The sequence below is a fragment of the Streptomyces venezuelae genome, assembly GCF_008642335.1.
GTDB lineage: Bacteria > Actinomycetota > Actinomycetes > Streptomycetales > Streptomycetaceae > Streptomyces > Streptomyces venezuelae_F.
Window position 1 is genome coordinate 5,643,025 of sequence record NZ_CP029191.1, and the last position, 16,433, is coordinate 5,659,457.

General features: G+C 70.8%; 9 protein-coding genes. 6 read left to right on the forward strand and 3 right to left on the reverse strand.

Annotated features, from left to right (window positions below; all coding sequences use genetic code 11):
• Positions 1-62: 62 nt before the first annotated feature.
• The 3 genes from DEJ49_RS25690 to DEJ49_RS25700 all read right to left on the reverse strand — a co-directional run bounded on the left by DEJ49_RS25690 (position 63) and on the right by DEJ49_RS25700 (position 5,439).
• Positions 63-1,502, reverse strand: a complete 1,440-nt coding sequence (locus DEJ49_RS25690; protein ID WP_150186304.1) for a maltokinase N-terminal cap-like domain-containing protein — start codon at positions 1,500-1,502, stop codon at positions 63-65.
• A 140-nt stretch (positions 1,503-1,642) separates the two neighbouring features.
• On the reverse strand, positions 1,643-3,370 hold the full coding sequence (gene treS, locus DEJ49_RS25695) for a maltose alpha-D-glucosyltransferase (RefSeq protein ID WP_150186305.1): 1,728 nt from the start codon (positions 3,368-3,370) through the stop codon (positions 1,643-1,645).
• A complete protein-coding gene (locus DEJ49_RS25700) occupies positions 3,367-5,439 on the reverse strand; it encodes an alpha-1,4-glucan--maltose-1-phosphate maltosyltransferase (RefSeq protein ID WP_150186306.1) in 2,073 nt (690 codons plus the stop codon). The genes treS and DEJ49_RS25700 overlap by 4 nt, the downstream gene beginning before the upstream one ends.
• A 350-nt stretch (positions 5,440-5,789) precedes the next feature.
• On the opposite strand from DEJ49_RS25700, the gene DEJ49_RS25705 reads away from it, so the two are divergent.
• From DEJ49_RS25705 to DEJ49_RS25730, 6 genes are all read left to right on the forward strand, one after another.
• On the forward strand, positions 5,790-6,245 hold the full coding sequence (locus DEJ49_RS25705; RefSeq protein WP_150186307.1) for a nuclear transport factor 2 family protein: 456 nt from the start codon (positions 5,790-5,792) through the stop codon (positions 6,243-6,245).
• A 52-nt stretch (positions 6,246-6,297) separates the two neighbouring features.
• Positions 6,298-7,068, forward strand: coding sequence for a hypothetical protein (locus tag DEJ49_RS25710; protein WP_150186308.1), 771 nt, complete (start codon positions 6,298-6,300; stop codon positions 7,066-7,068).
• A 72-nt stretch (positions 7,069-7,140) separates the two neighbouring features.
• The gene (locus DEJ49_RS25715; RefSeq protein ID WP_150186309.1) at positions 7,141-8,421 is read left to right on the forward strand and encodes a carboxylesterase/lipase family protein; all 1,281 of its coding nucleotides are present in this window, start codon (positions 7,141-7,143) and stop codon (positions 8,419-8,421) included.
• Positions 8,422-8,553: 132 nt separating this feature from the next.
• On the forward strand, positions 8,554-11,184 hold the full coding sequence (glgP, locus tag DEJ49_RS25720) for an alpha-glucan family phosphorylase (RefSeq protein ID WP_150186310.1): 2,631 nt from the start codon (positions 8,554-8,556) through the stop codon (positions 11,182-11,184).
• A gap of 169 nt (positions 11,185-11,353) precedes the next feature.
• Positions 11,354-15,874, forward strand: a complete 4,521-nt coding sequence (locus DEJ49_RS25725) for a DUF6531 domain-containing protein (RefSeq protein WP_150186311.1) — start codon at positions 11,354-11,356, stop codon at positions 15,872-15,874.
• Between the two features lie 7 nt (positions 15,875-15,881).
• Positions 15,882-16,433 (forward strand): barstar family protein, encoded by a 552-nt coding sequence (locus tag DEJ49_RS25730; protein ID WP_150186312.1) that lies wholly within the window; start codon positions 15,882-15,884, stop codon positions 16,431-16,433.

Consider the following 16,433-nt stretch of genomic DNA (forward strand, 5'->3'; position numbering starts at 1 on the left):
GGCTTCGTCGGACGGTTTGCGGGGGCGCGGGGACACGGGGGAGGCCTCCTCCGGAGGAGTGGTCAGTGGGCTTCGGCGGCGGGGCCGTCCTCGGCGAGGCGGCGGACCGCGGCCAGCGGGACCGGCAGCCAGTCGGGGCGGTGGCGGGCCTCGTACAGGACTTCGTAGACCGCCTTGTCGGTCTCGTGCGCGCGCAGCAGCACGGGGTCCGTGCGCGGGTCGCGGCCCGCCACCTCCGCGTACCCCGAGCAGTAGGCGGCCCGGCACTCCTCGGCCCACTCGGGCGACCAGGTGCCGTGGGACGCGGCGTAGTCGAAGGAGCGCAGCATGCCCGCGACGTCGCGGGCGGTCGGCTGGGGGAGGCGGCGCTCGGCGAGGGGCCGCGCGGGTTCGCCCTCGAAGTCTATGAGCGTCCACTCGCCGTCCGGGGAGCGCAGGCACTGCCCGAGGTGCAGGTCGCCGTGGACGCGCTGGGCCGTCCACGCCTGCCCCTCGCCGCCGAGGTCGGCGAGCGCCTCGAAGGCGGTGAGCAGCCCGGGGGCGTAGGGCCGCAGCGCGGGGACCGCCTGTGCCGCCGCGGTGAGGCGCTCCGCCATGGCGTCGGCGACCGTCTCCACCTGGGCCCGGCCCAGCGTGACGGTCGGCAGCGCCGTCGCGAGGGCCGCGTGGACCTCCGCGGTGGCGCGGCCGAGCGCTCGTGCCTCGCCGGTGAAGGACTCGCCCTTGTCGCGCATCCGCAGGGCGAGCTCCCAGCCGTCCTCGGCCCCGGCCAGATACGGCTGGAGCACCCCGAGGCCGTAGCTCTCCTCGGGCGTGGACGCATGCGTCTCCAGGTCGGCGAGGAACCACGCGGCGGGTGCGGGCACCCGTGCGCAGCCCTCGGCGGCGAGCCGCAGCGGCAGTTCGAGGTCGGGGTTGAGGCCGGGCTGGACGCGGCGGAACAGCTTCAGGATGAACGTATCGCCGTACACGAGCGAGGAGTTGGACTGTTCGGACGCGAGCAGGCGCGGGCTGAGACCCGAGGGGATCTCGACGCCCGCGTCGCGCTCGAAGCGGAGGACTCCGTGGCGTCCCGGTATGCGGAGCCGTTCCAGGAGGAGCCCGGTGAGCCGCGGGTCGTGCAGCGCGTCGTACACGGTGTGGCCGGTGAGCGGGCCCTCGGTGACGTGCCCGATCAGGGCGGGAGCCAGGTGCGGCGGCAGCGTGCGGCGCACGCCGAGCAGCAACTGGTAACAGTCGGTGGGGCGTTCGGCGGGCGATCCGTCGAGTCCCGCGTCCTGTGGGGGCAGCATCGGCTGGCGGACCCGCAGGAGGACGTGGAGCAGGCCGGAGGGTGAGCTGCGCGGCAGGAGCTCGGTCACCGCCACCGCTTCCAGTGCGGTGACGGGGCGGCCCTTTCCGGCGAACCACCGCTGCCGGGGCAACCATGCGCGCAGCAGCGGGTCGAGCGAGGTGAGCAGCGCAGAGGCGTGCACACCGGGGCGTATGGCGGCTTCCGACATGGCGTCGCGTCCTTTCCGCGTCGCGGACAAGGCAGGGTGCGGGAGTGCCGGTGGTGCGGATGGGAGTGCCGGTCGTTGCGTAGGAGTGCCCAGGGCGGGGCGGTGGAAACCGCCCCGCGAGGCGGTCGCGCTGCCGGAGCCTACGCCGGTTCCTTGCGCAACCGGAACCAGTAGAACCCGTGTCCCGCGAGGGTCAGGAGGTACGGGAGCTCACCGATGGCCGGAAAGCGCACCCCGCCGATGAGCTCGACGGGATGGCGACCCGCGAAGGTCTGGAGATCCAGTTCGGTGGGCTGGGCGAAGCGCGAGAAGTTGTGCACGCACAGCACCAGGTCGTCGCCCTCGTCCTCGTCGGTCTCGCTCGACGGCGCCTCTCGGAGGAAGGCGAGCACCGCCGGGTTGGACGACGGGAGTTCGGTGTATGAGCCGAGTCCGAACGCCGGGTTCTGTTTGCGGATCTCGATCATGCGGCGCGTCCAGTGGAGCAGGGAGGACGGCGAGGACATGGACGCTTCGACGTTGGTGACCTGGTAGCCGTAGACCGGGTCCATGATCGTGGGGAGGTAGAGCCGCCCGGGATCGGAGGACGAGAAGCCCGCGTTGCGGTCCGGGGTCCACTGCATGGGGGTGCGCACCGCGTCGCGGTCGCCGAGCCAGATGTTGTCGCCCATGCCGATCTCGTCGCCGTAGTACAGGATCGGCGAGCCGGGCAAAGAGAGCAGGAGCGCGGTGAAGAGTTCGATCTGGTTGCGGTCGTTGTCCAGGAGCGGGGCCAGGCGCCGGCGGATGCCGATGTTGGCGCGCATGCGCGGGTCCTTGGCGTACTCCGCGTACATGTAGTCGCGCTCTTCGTCGGTGACCATTTCCAGGGTCAGCTCGTCGTGGTTGCGCAGGAAGATGCCCCACTGACAGCCCGAGGGGATGGCGGGGGTCTTCGCGAGGATTTCCGAGACGGGGTAGCGGGATTCACGGCGTACGGCCATGAAGATGCGGGGCATGACGGGGAAGTGGAACGCCATGTGGCATTCGTCGCCGCCCTTTTCGAAGTCGCCGAAGTAGTCGACGACGTCCTCGGGCCACTGATTGGCCTCGGCAAGCAGAACGGTGTCCGGATAGTGGGCGTCGATCTCGGCGCGGACGCGTTGCAGGAAGGCGTGGGAGCGGGGCAGGTTCTCGCAGTTGGTGCCCTCTTCGGCGAAGAGGTAGGGGACGGCGTCGAGGCGGAAGCCGTCGATGCCGAGGTCGAGCCAGAAGCGCAGGGCGGAGATGATCTCTTCCTGGACCGCGGGGTTTTCGTAGTTGAGGTCGGGTTGGTGGGAGAAGAAGCGGTGCCAGAAGTACTGCTTGCGGACGGGGTCGAAGGTCCAGTTGGAGGCTTCGGTGTCGACGAAGATGATGCGGGCGTCCTGGTACTGCTTGTCGTCGTCGGCCCAGACGTAGTAGTCGCCGTAGGGGCCTTCGGGGTCGGTGCGCGAGGCCTGGAACCACGGGTGCTGGTCGCTGGTGTGGTTCATGACGAAGTCGATGATGACGCGCATGCCGCGCTGGTGGGCGGAGTCGACGAATTCCACGAAGTCGGCGAGGTCGCCGAATTCGGGGAGGACGGCGGTGTAGTCGGAGACGTCGTAGCCGCCGTCGCGCAGGGGGGATTTGAAGAAGGGCGGCAGCCAGAGGCAGTCGACGCCGAGCCATTGGAGGTAGTCGAGTTTGGCGGTGATGCCTTTGAGGTCGCCGATGCCGTCGCCGTTGCTGTCCTGGAAGGAGCGGACGAGGACTTCGTAGAAGACGGCGCGTTTGAACCATTCGGGGTCGCGGTCCTTGGCCGGTGTGTCCTCGAAGGTGTCCTGGACGGGCTCGTTGACGATCATGGTGTGGGTGACCCTCCGATCAACGGTGAGGACGGTCGCAGGACCGTGAAGAGGTGCGCGGGCGCGCGGCCGGGTTCCAGGCGCACGTAGTTGGCCCTGCCCCAGTGGTAGGTCTCGCCGGTGAGCTCGTCGCGCACCGGCACCGACTCGTGCCAGTCGAGGCCGAGTTGCGGCATGTCCAACGAGACCGTGGCCTCCTGGGTGTGGTGAGGGTCGAGGTTGACGACCACCAGAACAATGTTCGAACCGTGCTCGTCGACGGCCCGTTTCGAGTACGCGATCACCGCCTCCTGATCGGTCTCGTGGAAGTGCAGGTCGCGGAGTTGTTGGAGGGCGGGGCTCGCGCGCCGGACGCGGTTGAGCGCGGTGATCAGCGGGGCGATCGTGTCACCCCTCCGCGCGGCCGACGCCCAGTCGCGGGGCCTCAGTTGGTACTTCTCCGAGTCCAGATACTCCTCGCTTCCGGGCCGGACGGCCGTTTTTTCGCACAACTCGAATCCGCTGTAGACACCCCACGTCGGCGACAGCGTGGCGGCCAGCACGGCCCGTACCTCGAAGGCGGGGCGGCCACCCTCCTGGAGGTAGGCGTGCAGGATGTCGGGGGTGTTCACGAAGAGATTGGGACGCAGGAAGTGCGCGGTCTCCCGCGACAACTCGGTGAGGTAGTCGGTGAGTTCGTCCTTTCCGTTACGCCAGGTGAAGTACGTGTAGGACTGCTGGAAGCCGATGGCCGCGAGGGTCTGCATCATCGCGGGCCGCGTGAACGCCTCGGCGAGGAAGATGACGTCGGGGTCGGTGCCGTTGATGTCCGCGAGCACCTGCTCCCAGAACACGACGGGCTTCGTGTGCGGGTTGTCGACGCGGAAGATCCGTACGCCGTGCCCCATCCAGAACCGCAGCAGCCGCACGGTCTCCGCGACGAGCCCCGGCAGGTCCTTGTCGAAGGCGAGCGGATAGATGTCCTGGTACTTCTTCGGCGGATTCTCGGCGTACGCGATGGTGCCGTCCGCCCTGCGGCGGAACCAGTCGGGATGCTTCTCCACCCACGGGTGGTCGGGGGAGCACTGCAACGCGAAGTCCAGCGCGACTTCGAGACCGAGGTCCTCGGCGCGGCGCACGAACGCGTCGAAGTCGTCGAGCGTGCCCAGATCCGGGTGGACGGCGTCGTGACCGCCCTCCGGTGAACCGATCGCCCACGGCACGCCCACGTCGTCCGGGCCCACGGACAGGGAGTTGTTCGGCCCCTTCCGGTAGGTCGTGCCGATGGGATGGATCGGCGGCAGGTAGACGACGTCGAAACCCATCTCGGCGATGGCGGGCAGCCGGGCGGCGGCCGTGCGGAAGGTTCCCGACACGGGCGGCGCGCCCTCCTCGACGACGGCGCCCTCCGAGCGCGGGAAGAACTCGTACCAGGACCCGAAGAGGGCCCGGCGCCGCTCGACGAGGAGCGGCAACTCCTCGGAGGGCGTGACGAGTTCGCGCAGCGGATGGCGGTCGAGGACGCCCCGCACCTCCGGGGTGAGGGCCGCAGCAAGACGGGCCGCTGGTGAGCGGCCCGTGTCGCGCAGTGCGTCGGCGGCGCCGAGGACGGCGTCCCGCTCGCCGCGGGGTATGCCGGTGGCGGCCCGCTCGTGGAGCCGGGCGCCCTCCTCGAGCACCAGATCGGTGTCGATGCCCGCGGGTATCTTGATCTGCGCGTGGTGGCGCCAGGTCGTCACCGGGTCGCCCCACGCCTCCACGGCGAAGGTCCAGCGCCCTTCGGTGTCCGGCGTCACGTCGGCGCCCCACCGGTCGGTGCCCGGCGCGAGCTCCCGCATGGGGGTCCACGGGCCGGCGCGCCCCTCGGGGTCGCGCAGGACGACGTTGGCGGCGACCGCCTCGTGTCCTTCCCGGAAGACGGTGGCGGTGACCTGGAACGTCTCGCCCGGCACCGCCTTCGCCGGTTTTCGCCCGCCGTGGACGGCGGGACGCACGTCCAGGACGGGAATGGTGGGTTGCGCGGGGGGCGTGGCGTGCGTGGGATGCCTGGAATGCGTGGGCGAGCTTGGCGGGGTTGAGCCTAGAGGCATGTCTGACCGCTCCTGTCCGCTGCACGGATACGGGTGCTGGAGAAAGTTCCGCGGTGCGTGCCGGCCGGTGGGGCCGAGTGCGTACCGAATGAGCCTTCCCACACCCTTCGGGTGGGCAATCCGGCGCTTTGTTAACTACTAGTGCGTAAGGGCGCATGCAAGACCGGCCCCGCCATGAATGGCAAGAGCGGACCCAATTCGCATATGCCGTGTGGCTTGTTGAACCGTCCGCGTACGCTCTGCGGTACGAGAGCGCGCGGCGCGACGGGGCGGTATGCGGGCCGCCGCCGACCGAGGCAGAGGTCCGAAAACCGCCGGTGTGCGACGCGCCCACGCGGTCGGATGGGGGTATGACCACTCATTCGGACACGACGACCATGACGGATTCCGTGCGGGTACTGACCGGCATGTACGCGGCGGAGGAGGAGTACCTGGCGGCGGGCGGCCCCGGCCGCGCCTCGTTCGCTCCGCTCGCGCCGTACTTCTCGCCGGAGGTCGTCCTCCACCAGGCCGAGGGCCTGCCCTACGGCGGGACGTGGCGCGGCCACGGCGGCATGGCGCGGTTCTTCCTCGCGATGAGCGAGACGTGGGAGGCCTTCGCCGTCAGCGGCCAGGAGTTCCTCGCCACGGGGACGACGGCGGTCGTCCGCAGCGACATCCGCGCCCGCGCCCGCGCGACGGGCCGCGAACTCGCCTTCCCCCTCCTGCAGACGATCACGGTACGGGCCTGCCGGATCACCGAGGTGCGGCCCTTCTACTGGGATACGGCGGCGATCGCGGAGGCGTGCCGGGGACGCGTCGGGTAAGGTCGCGATCTTCGGCAGGCGGCAGCCGCCGGAGTACTCGAAGGCAGACGTCATGACGAACGTCGACCCCGGCCCACCGGCGCGACGGCGGCTCGATGCCGCCCTGGAGCGCCTCGCCGTCACCCTCCGCGGAGAGACCGCCCACCCCGACGAGGCCCAGTGCGACTGCCACTGGGGACCCGACGAGGACGTCGAGCTGCTGCGCGTGCCGGGCGTGGAGCTCGACCCCGAACTCCTGGCCCGCACCTGGCAGGTCTGCGACTGGTCCGACAAGCCCGCGATGACGCGCCGCATCCTGCCCCAGCTCGCCGTGCACCTCGTGTACGGCCTGGTCGTACCGCCCATGTACGGAATGGCGGAGGTCGGGCACTTCCTGGCGAACGGCGCGTGGCAGGAGTGGCCCGCCGAGCAGGCCGCGGCCGTGGAGGAGTTCCTGCGCGCCTGGTGGACGTGGACCCTCACGCAGCCGGACCCGCCCGAGCCCGCGCACGAGATCTTCGCGCTGTGCACCGAGGCGTCCGGCACGCCCGAGCCGTGGCTCGGCATATGGGAGCGGTCCACGGGACCCGTCCCCGACCGCCATCTGGCCCTCGCCGTCACGGAGTGGGAGTACGAACTGCTCGGCGACAACAACCCTTGGACGGAGAGGGAGGAGGACGAGAGGAAACGGCAGAAGCTCTCCGCCTGGCTCGTCCGCCACGCCCCGGCCCGCCTGCGCGCCCACGGGGCGTCCGACGACCTCCTGCACCGCGTACGGATCCTCGGCCTGGACCTCCATTCCCGGTGGGACGACCCGCACTGGCCGGGACACCGCTACGCCTGACCGCCGAAGCCACGGGGGCCCGGAACGTCGCGGGCGTTGCCCGGCGGGCCGAATGTGGTGTCGAGTGGCGGCATGGCCGCCGACGCAGACCGCTCGCACCCGACCGCCATGACAGTCCATGGCCCCGTCCGCGGCGAACGCCGGGCCACCGGGGCCCGGTTCCTCGGCATCCCCTACGCCGCGCCGCCCGTCGGCGACCTCCGCTTCGCGGCACCCGCCCCGCCCCACCCATGGACCGCGCCGCTGGACGCCACCGCGTACGGGCCGACCGCGCAACGCCGCGGATTCGGCGACGGAGCGACCATCCCGGAACCGTCGGTCCCCGGCGCGGACATCCTCAACCTGAACGTCTTCACCCCCGATCCGGCCCCGGACGCGTCGCTGCCCGTCCTGTTCTGGATCCACGGCGGCGGCTACGTCGCGGGGTCCGCGGCGAGCCCCTGGTACGACGGCGCCGCGTTCAACCGGGACGGCGTCGTCCTCGTGTCGGTCGGCTACCGACTGGGCATCGAGGGCTTCCTGCACCTGCGCGACGCCCCGGACAACCGCGGCGTACGCGACTGGATCGCCGCCCTGGAATGGGTGCGCGACAACATCGCGGGGTTCGGCGGCGACCCCGCGAAGGTCACGCTAACCGGGCAGTCGGCGGGCGGCGGGGCCGTCCAGACGCTGCTCGCGGCACCCTCCGCCCGCGGTCTGTTCCGCGCGGCGATATCCATGTCAGGCTCGCTCATCGAGCCGCAGGAGCGCTGGGTCGGCCCGGCCGTGGCCGACCTGTTCACCCGGCGCACGGGTCTGCCCGCCGAGGCGGCGGCCCTCCGCGACCTGTCCGACGACCGGCTCCTCGAACTCCAGGACGCGCTGACCGGGCCCGGCCCCGACCGGGAACGGCTGCCCGGGCCCCTGCTCGGACCGGTCGCCGACGGGCGGCTCGTCCCGCGGCCGGTCCTCACCGAGCTCACCGAGGGCGACCTGGCCGCCGATGTGCCGCTGCTCCTCGGGTACACCCGGCACGAGTTCCACGAGTTCGGCGGCCAGGAGCTGACCGACCTCGTCTTCCGGCGCCCGGCCCTCGCGGTGGCGCGGGCCCGTGCGGCACGCCGACAGCCCACCTGGCGCTACGAGTTCGTGTGGCCCTCACCCGTGCCGGGCCCCCGGCACGGCCTCGCCTTCCACTGTCTCGACCTGCCCTTCGCGTTCGACCTGCTCCACGCCGAAGGGGTCACCGCCGCCGCGGGCGCCGCCCCGCCCCAGGCCCTCGCCGACACGATGCACGGCGCCTGGACGGCGTTCGTCCGCGACCTCGACCCGGGCGCCGCCACGTTCCCGGGCGGCCTCCACTGGCAGAACTGACGCGGGCGGCGCCTGTCTCGATGTCCCGCCGCTCGCGCGCCCGTCCGCGCGCCGTGGTTCCCGGGGCCCGCTCACCGCTACCGTCGACGCGTAGGTCGATCTGTACGCATTCCCCGTAGAGGTGGAGTCGCTGTGAAGGCCATCCGTCGATTCACCGTACGTCCCGTCCTTCCCGAGCCTCTCGGCCGGCTCTCCGAGCTGGCCCGCAATCTGCGCTGGTCGTGGCATCCGCGCACCCGTGACCTGTTCAAGTCCGTCGACCCCCGGCTGTGGGAGGCCTCCGGCTGCGACCCCGTGCGGCTCCTCGGGGAGGTGCCGCCCGCCCGGCTCGACGAGCTCGCCCGCGACGAGGACTTCCTGCGGCGCCTCGACGAGGCCGCCGACGACCTCCGCGCTTACGTGGAAGGGGAGCGCTGGTACCAGGAGCGGGGCGGCGGCGAAGGGTCGCTGCCGCGCGCCGTCGCCTACTTCTCGCCCGAGTTCGGCATCACCGCCGCGCTGCCGCAGTACTCCGGCGGCCTCGGCATCCTCGCCGGAGACCACCTGAAGGCCGCGAGCGACCTCGGCGTGCCGCTCATCGGCGTCGGACTGCTCTACCGGCACGGCTACTTCCGCCAGTCGCTGTCCCACGACGCCTGGCAGCAGGAGCACTACCCCGTCCTCGACCCCAACGAGCTGCCCCTCGTCCTGCTGCGCGAGACCGACGGCACCCCCGCCATCGTGGCGCTCGCGCTGCCCGGCGGCCGGTCGCTGCGCGCCCACGTCTGGCAGGCGCAGGTCGGCCGCGTCCCGCTGCTGCTGCTCGACTCCGACGTCGAGGAGAACGACCCCGGCGAGCGCGACGTCACCGACCGCCTCTACGGCGGCGGCAGCGAGCACCGGCTGCTCCAGGAGATGCTGCTCGGCATCGGCGGGGTCCGGGCGGTCCGCGCGTACTGCCGACTCACCGGACACCCGGAACCCGAGGTCTTCCACACCAACGAGGGCCACGCCGGCTTCCTCGGCCTCGAACGCATCCACGAACTCGCCCACCAGGGCGTCGGCTTCGACGCCGCGCTGGAGAGCGTGCGCGCCGGGACCGTCTTCACCACCCACACGCCCGTGCCCGCCGGCATCGACCGCTTCGACCGCGAGCTGGTCGCCCACCACTTCGGACCCGGCGCCGAGCTGCCCCGCATCGACGCGGGCGACGTCCTGCGGCTCGGCATGGAGACGTACCCGGGAGGCGAGCCCAACCTCTTCAACATGGCCGTCATGGGCCTGCGGCTCGGCAGCCGCGCCAACGGCGTCAGCACCCTGCACGGCTCGGTGAGCCGCGAGATGTTCGCGGGCCTGTGGCCGGGCTTCGACGCCCAGGAAGTGCCGATCGCCTCCATCACGAACGGCGTGCACGCCCCGACCTGGGTGGCCCCCGAGGTGTTCCGGCTCGGCGCCCGCCAGATCGGTGAACGGCGCACCGAGGACGCGCTGTCCGTCGGCGGCTCCGACCGGTGGGACGCGGTGGCGGACATCCAGGACGCCGACATCTGGGACCTCCGCCGCACCCTTCGCGAGCAGCTCGTGGAGGAGGTCAGGCGGCGCCTGTACGACTCGTGGCGCCAGCGCGGCGCCGCCACCGCCGAGCTGGGCTGGATCGACGGCGTCCTCGACCCGGGCGCCCTCACCGTCGGCTTCGCCCGCCGCGTCCCCTCGTACAAACGTCTCACGCTGATGCTGCGCGACCGCGACCGGCTGATGGAACTGCTCCGCCATCCGGAGCGGCCCGTGCAGATCGTCGTCGCGGGCAAGGCGCACCCGGCGGACGACGGCGGCAAGCGGCTCATCCAGGAGCTGGTCAGGTTCACCGACGACCCGCGGGTGCGCCGCCACATCGTGTTCCTGCCGGACTACGGCATGGCGATGGCGCAGAAGCTCTACCCGGGCTGCGACGTGTGGCTGAACAACCCGCTGCGGCCGCTGGAGGCGTGCGGGACGTCCGGGATGAAGGCGGCCCTGAACGGCTGCCTCAACCTCTCGGTCCTCGACGGCTGGTGGGACGAATGGTTCGAGCCGGACTTCGGCTGGGCCATCCCGACCGCTGACGGGGCGGCCACGGACGAGGACCGCCGCGACGACCTGGAGGCCGCCGCGCTCTACGACCTCCTGGAGCGCCGCATCGCGCCCCGCTTCTACGAACAGGGCCCCGGCGGGCTGCCCGACCGCTGGATCGAGATGGTCCGCAGGACCCTGACCCGGCTCGGCCCGAAGGTCCTCGCGGGCCGCATGGTGCGCGAGTACGTCGAGCAGCTGTACGCGCCCGCCGCACGGGCCCACCGCGCGCTCGGCGTCACCGCCGCGGGCGAACTCGCCGCCTGGAAGGCGCGGGTGCGGGCGGCCTGGCCGCGGGTCGCCGTCGACCACGTCGAGGCGTCGGCGAGCGGCGCCACCGCCGAACTGGGCACGACGCTCTCCCTGCGGGTCCGGGTGCACCTCGGCGAACTGACCCCGGACGACGTGGAGGTGCAGGCCGTCGCGGGCCGCGTCGACCCGGAGGACCACCTCGCCGACCCGTCCCCGATGCCGCTGAAGCCGGTCAGCGGTCCTGACGTGGAGGGGCGGCGGGTGTACGAGGGCCCGCTCGCCCTGGACCGCACGGGACCGTTCGGTTACACGGTGCGCATTCTGCCCGCGCACCGGCTGCTGGCGGGCGGGGCCGCGGAGCTGGGGCTCGTGGCGGTTCCCTCGGAGGCGACGGGGGAGGAGGCGGGAGTGTTGATGCGGTGAGAGGCTCCGGTGGAAGGTGGGGAGGTCTCCGGCGGTAGGGGCCGAGAACGCGCTCGGGTGAAACCGGTGGGCGCTGAGGTGCGTCACGTCTCCCAGGAAGCACACGCACCACCGGGAGCCGACGGTTCGCCCGCGGCGCGCGGCCTTTACCAGCACGGGGGAATCAGCAGTGGCGCACCGTCCAGCCGATTGGCATGTACTCGACCTGGACAAGGATCCGACGCCGGGTGATCCGCATCGGGTGCGGTCGCTGGCCAAGAGCCTGCACGACTTCGCCGACGACGTGGGCAGGGTCCTCCGTGACATCAAGGGGATGGCGGGCGACGAGGCCATCCTGAAGTGGGTGGGCAAGACCGCCGACGCGTTCACGGAGAAGTTCGAGGACGCCCCGGACAAGCTGAAGAAGCTCAAGAAGAGCTACGAGATGGCGGGCGACGCGCTGTCCGCGTACTGGCCCGAGCTGGAGCGCGCCCAGACCCTGGCCGACAAGGCGCTGGTCAAGGGCCGCGAGGCCCAGGCCGACCTGAGCAGCGCCAAGTCCCGGCTCTCCTCGGCCGATTCCTGGGTGGAGCGGGCGGGCAAGGAAGCGGACAAGTACAAGGACAAGCCGGGCGGCGGCAAGGACGTGCCCAAGCCGGACGAGGACAAGGTCCGCGCCGCGACCCGCAACGCGAACTCGGCGGAGAAGGCGCAGAAGTCCGCTCAAGGCGATGTCGACTCGGCGAAGAGTGCGCTGGAGGCGGCGAAGAAGATGGCGGCCGACGCGCGCAAGATGCGCGAGGAGGCCGCGGGCACCGCGAAGAAGAAGATCGACGAGGCCTCCGACGCGGGCATCAGGAACCGCAAGTGGTGGGAGGAGATCGGCGACTGGGTCTCCGACAACTGGGACACCATCGTCGCCGTCTGCAAGGTCGTCGTCGCGGTCGTCGGGATCATCGCGATGATCGTCGGCGGCCCCATCCTCGCCGCGATCGTGATCGTCGCGGGCGCCATCGTGCTGGCCGACACCTTGAGCAAATACGCGAAAGGCCAGGCCACCCTCATGGACGTGGCCTTCGCCGCCATGGACTGCGTCCCCGGCATGAAGGGCCTCACCACCGCCGCCAAACTCGGCAAGGGGCTAAAGGGCCTCAAGGGTGGGCTCAAAGGATTCAAGTCCGCGCGCACGGCCCTCAAGGACGGGGCGAAGGGCGCGTACAACCGCGCCAAGAGCAAGATCAAGGGCTGCGGCGACCCGGTCGACGCGGCCACCGGGCAGATGTTCCTGGACGAGACCGACGTCTCCCTGCCGGGCACGCTGCCCTTGTCCTTCACCCGTCGGGTCGCCTCGGGTTACCGGTCCGGCGGCTGGTTCGGCCCGAGCTGGACGTCCACGATCGACCAGCGCCTGGAGATCGACGAGGACGGCGTCGTCTTCGTCACCGCGGACGGCATGCTCCTCACGTACCCGCATCCGGAGGAGCCGGGCACCCCCGTCCTGCCGGAGTCGGGACCGCGCTGGCCGCTGACCCGCCTCGACGGCGGCGGCTACCGCGTCAGCGAGCCGCTCACCGGTCACGACCGCCACTTTGCCGAGCCCACCGACGACTACCCCGACGTGGCGCCTCTGCACCGGATCAGCGACCGCAACAACAACACGGTCGACTTCGACCACGACGCCGACGGCACGCCGCTCGCCCTGCGTCACTCCGGCGGCTACCACCTCAGACTGTCCGTCGAGGACGACCGCGTCACCGCCCTCGCCCTGGTGGACCCCGCGGGCGGCGACGACATCCTCGTCAAGCGGTACGGCTACACCGACGGCAACCTCACCACCGTCACCAACTCCTCCGGCCTGCCCCTGCGATTCACCTACGACGACGGGCTGCGCATCACCTCGTGGGAGGACACCAACAACAGCCGCTACCACTACACCTATGACGACCAGGACCGGTGCGTCGCGCAGTGGGGCATGGCCGGCCACCAGGCATTCACCTTCGCCTACGACGTACTGGACCCAGCCTGGCCGGACTGCCGCGTCACGGAGGTCACCACGGCCGAGGGAGCCGTCTCCCGTGTCGTCGTCGACGACGACTGCCTGGTGGTCGCCGAGACCGACCCGCTCGGTGCCACGGTCACCACCACATACGACTCCCACCAGCACGTCACGGCCACCACGGACCAGCTCGGGCACCGCACGGCTTTCGTGAACAACGAGCAGGGACAGCCCGTCCAGGTGACACGGCCCGACGGAAGCGTCGTGCGCATCGCCTACGACGACCTGTACCTGCCCACGGAACTGGCTCTGCCGGACGGCACGTTCTGGAGGTACACCAACGACGAGCGCGGCAACGTCACGGCCGTCACGGACCCCGTCGGTGCGACCACGCAATTCCTCCGCGGCCCGGACGGAAGCGTCGTCGAGGCGCGGGACGCGACGGGCCGCACCGCCGCCTATGTGAACGACGCCGCTGGTCTGCCGCTTTCCGCGACGGACAGTCGGGGCAGCACCACGCACTACACGTACAACCCCTTTGGACTGACCAGCGAGGTGACCGACCCGCTCGGCAACCGCACCCGCATCGACTGGACCGTCGAAGGCCTGCCGTCCCGGCGCACCGACCCCGACGGAACGTACGAGACCTGGGAGTACGACGGTGAGGGCAACTGTGTCCGTCATCTCGACGCCCTGGGCCGGGCCAGCACCTTCGAGTACACGCACTTCGACCGGTTGAGCGCGCGCATCGAACCGGGAGGCGAGCGGTACTCCTTCACGCACGACGCCGCGCTCCGCCTCACCCGGGTGACCAATCCGCTGGGAATGACCTGGGACTACTCCTACGATGCGGCGGGCCGACTGCTCTGCGAGACCGACTTCGACGGACGCCTCGCCCGCTACTCCTACGACGCGGCGGGCCGGCTCTCTGAGCGGACGAACGGGCTCGGGCAGCGGATCCGCTACCACCGGGACCCACTGGGGCAGATCACGGCCAAGGACGCGGACGGCAGGGTCACCACCTACACGTACTCGGTGAACGGTTCCCTGACCGGTGCCGTCGCCCCGGACAGCAGCCTGCAGGTGGAACTCGACGCGGTCGGCCGCCGCGTCACGGAGACGGTGGACGGCCGGACCATGCGCTTCGCCTACGACCCCGCGGGCAACCGGACCCTGCGCACCACGCCCTCCGGCACCCGTAGCACCTGGGACTACGACGCCGCGGGACGCGCCGTCCGGCTCTCCACAGCCGGGCACACCATCGACTTCACCCACGACGCGGCCGACCGTGAGGTCCACCGCCACATCGACCGGGCCCTCACCTTCACCCACGACTACGACAGCCTCGGCAGGCTCGTCACGCAGGAGAGCACGGCTCCCGGGGACCGGCGGATCGCGCGGCGCTCCTACACCTATCGGCCCGACGGCCACCTCACCGGCATCGAGGACTCCAGCACCGGCAGCCGGCGCTTCGACCTCGACGGGCCGGGCCGGGTGACGGCCGTGCGGGCGGCGGGGTGGAGCGAGCGTTATGCCTACGACTCCATGGGCAACCAGACCGAGGCGGAGTGGCCCGCCCGCCACCCCGGCCACGAGGCCACAGGGCCGCGCACGTACGCGGGTACACGGCTGACCCGGGCGGGAAGTGTGCATTACGAGCATGACGCCCAAGGGCGTGTGGTCGTGCGCCGCAAGACCCGGCTCTCCCGCAAGCCCGACATCTGGAGTTACGAATGGGACGCCGAGGACCGTCTCACCGCGGTCACCACTCCGGACGGCAGCCGCTGGCGTTACACCTACGACCCCTTGGGCAGGCGGACCGCCAAGCTCCGTCTCGGCGCCGACGGGGAGACCGTTCTGGAACGGGTCGTCTTCTCCTGGGACGGCAACACGCTCTGCGAGCAGACCACCGAGCTGGAAAAACCGGGCCGGTACACCACGCTCACCTGGGATCACGACGGGCTCTCGCCGCTGAGCCAGGCCGAACGAATATGGGCTGCCGACGCACCTCAAGAGGTCATCGACGAGCGCTTCTTCGCCATCGTCACCGATCTGGTCGGCACTCCGACCCAGCTGCTCACTCCGGACGGCGAGACAGCCTGGCACACCCGGTCCACGCTCTGGGGCAGCACCGTCTGGAACCGAGACGCGACGGCGTACACCCCACTGCGCTTCCCCGGCCAGTACCACGACCCAGAGACGGGCCTCCACTACAACCACCACCGGCACTACGATCCGGAGACCGGGCGCTACACCAGCCCCGACCCCCTGGGCCTGCTCCCGGCGCCGAACCCCGTCGCCTACGTCCACAACCCCCACACCTGGTCCGACCCCCTGGGTCTCGCGCCGCTGTGCCACAAGCACGGCGGAGACACCGGCAGCCCCGACGGCCCCGGACTGCTGCCCGGCCCCGCGCCGCAGCGGGCCACGGACATGTTGAACAAGGTCAACGCCCGGCCCGACGGAATCGGAAAGGTCGACGGATACCATGGCAACAAGAACTGGGGTAACAACAAATCCCAACTGCCCGGGGGCAAGTACAAGGAATGGGACGTCAACGCGAAGACCGATCTCCCGCACTGCAGTGCACCGGGCTGCGGAGACGAAATCAGGGGCACCGAACGCCTTCTGACCCCGAAGGACGGTCCCGGCCCCGCGTATTACACCCCGGACCACTATGGAACGTTCTACTACGTCGGCGAATTCACGGGATGATGCGAAAATGACCGGCTTCGACATCACAGGGACGTCTGCCCCCTGGGCCCTCTTCGTACCTCAAGGCGCACCCGAAGCGGAGGGGCAGCTGGCCGCGCTGGAGGCGAAGGGCGGTCACGTCTATCACTTCGCCGCGGCGGACCTGATGACTGAGCAGGGCATCCACAGTGCGTTCGCGCGCACACTCCAGTTTCCCAACTATTACGGCAGGAACTGGGATGCCTTGGTGGACTGTCTGGACGACTTGTGCGGCGCGGTCACGAGCCGGGTGGGCATCGCGTGCGTCATTCACGATGCGTATGCCCTGGTGGGAACGGAACACTTCCCCCTGTTCGTCTCCGTGCTCTGCCAAGGGGCGGACCGTGCGAACTCGGCGGTGGATCTGGACGGATTCCCTCTGGACAGGGCTGCCATCGCCGAGCATTTCGTCTTCGAGTGCGGCGAGTTCGATCGGGAGATGCAGGAGAAGGTCGCTCGCAGAGTGGAGCAGCCCGACCTGATCGTCACGAGGGGCGACGGCTTCGTCGGAGCCGCTCTCGATCCCGACGAGTGGCACTGA